This is a genomic window from Nocardia amamiensis NBRC 102102 (assembly GCF_001612745.1).
Classification (GTDB): Bacteria; Actinomycetota; Actinomycetes; order Mycobacteriales; family Mycobacteriaceae; genus Nocardia; species Nocardia amamiensis.
On the sequence record NZ_BDBA01000417.1, the window covers coordinates 1 to 1,652 of the forward strand.

General features: G+C 66.3%; 1 protein-coding gene. It reads right to left on the minus strand.

Annotation, left to right across the window (positions count from 1 at the left end):
* Nucleotides 1-140: 140 nt before the first annotated feature.
* Entirely contained in the window at nucleotides 141-1,532 is a 1,392-nt protein-coding gene (locus tag NA4_RS38135) for an IS1380 family transposase (protein WP_067481101.1), read from the minus strand.
* Nucleotides 1,533-1,652: the final 120 nt, after the last annotated feature.

The window sequence follows — 1,652 nt, forward strand, 5'->3', positions numbered from 1 at the left end:
TAGCCTCGATCCACGGATGCGGTTTCTCGGTCATCCGCGCGCCCGCGGCGCGCGGATGACCGGTTTTTGGATAGCCGGTAGCCGCTGGTCTGCCCAGCCTTTCCACTGTTGTTCCTGGTCGTAGGGACGTTTCCCGGTGTTCAGGCGGTTGAGAATATGGCGGTGGTGGCGTGCCACAGCTGCCGCCATGCGGTGGCCCATGGCCAGTAGGCGGGCAAATGCAGGACGGGTTTTCGCTGCGGACGCGCGAACCGAGCAGGAACGGCGACAATCTTGCGGCGCAGCGTGGCTGCGCGGGCTCTGCCCAGTCGCATGCCGCCGAGCGCGCCGGCGGCGCGCAGCAGGTTGTGCGCGATCGCCGCGCACAACACCCACGCGGAGTTCGCGCCGAACCGCCCGGACGGCATGTGTGCCAGCGGGCCGTCGATGAGATCGGCGAACACGGTCTCGATGACCGCATGGCGGCGGTGGGTGAGGTCGGCATCGACGGTGGATTCGGTCGAATCGGTGAAGAACGGGTGATACCGCCATACCGGGAACAACTCGTCCTGGCGGGCGGCATCGCGGACGCGGCGCACGACCAACCGGGCGGTGACCCGATCCGGCTTGGAAGCGAAAGCGGTGTAAGGGATTTCGGCGACCTCGGCGTCGGAAATCCAGCCCCCGGTGTCAGGGTCACGGACCGCGCCCGGATACTTCACCGGTGTCCACGCGTCGGCGGGGATCGACGCGATCGCCCGCGCCACGGCGCGGTTCTTCGTCAGCACCAGCGAAAACCGTGCCCCGAGACGGCGGCACGCACCGATCACGGTCCGGCCGCCGAACGCCGAATCGCCGCGCACCAGGATCTCACCGGTCACCCCGGCTGCGCGGGCACAGGTGATGGCCTGGGCGACCATCCGCCCAGCCCCTTTAGCGGAAGCGGCTTTCCCGGCGCGCAGCCGCATTCCCGCGATCACCGGCGCGGACAGATCGGTGCTGATCGTGGTCGCCAATGGTGAAAGACCTTTGCGCAGAACCTGTTTGCCTGCAATCTTGGTGAACCCGTAGGACGCGCCCTGCTTGGCATACCCATACACCGGCCGCAACAGCGAGTCGATATCAACGAACGCCCGCACACCGGCCCCAGGCAACAACTCGACCCGCTCGCACAACCGGGACAGGTGCGCGGCCAGGACCGACTCCAACTGCCGGGCGTGACCGAAACTGAACTCCCGCAACAGGGTCCCGATCGTCGACGGCGCATACACCCGCTCGAACACTCTGTTCATGCCACCGCTGCGCAGCACATCGACATCGTCGATACTGTCCGCACCCGCGCACATCCCCGCGATCAACGTGGCCAGCTTCGGGCCCGGATTCGCCGACCCGGACCTGATCCGAGGCTCGGCGATCACCACCTTCTGAGCCAGCAGCTCACCCAGCCCGGTCTGCTCGGCCAGCCGCATCACCGGCACCAGACCGGCCAGGGACACGAGATTCTCATCATCGAACACCGCTGACTCCGCGGCGAACCTGTGCGAAACTTGCACCCGAAGTGCCCTTCTGAACCGGACCGATCATTGCCTCGACAACAGTGATCATCCCAGTTCAAAGGGCACTTTCCCATTCACGACGCCTCAACCGAGCAGTAACCCATCGGTGGATCGAGG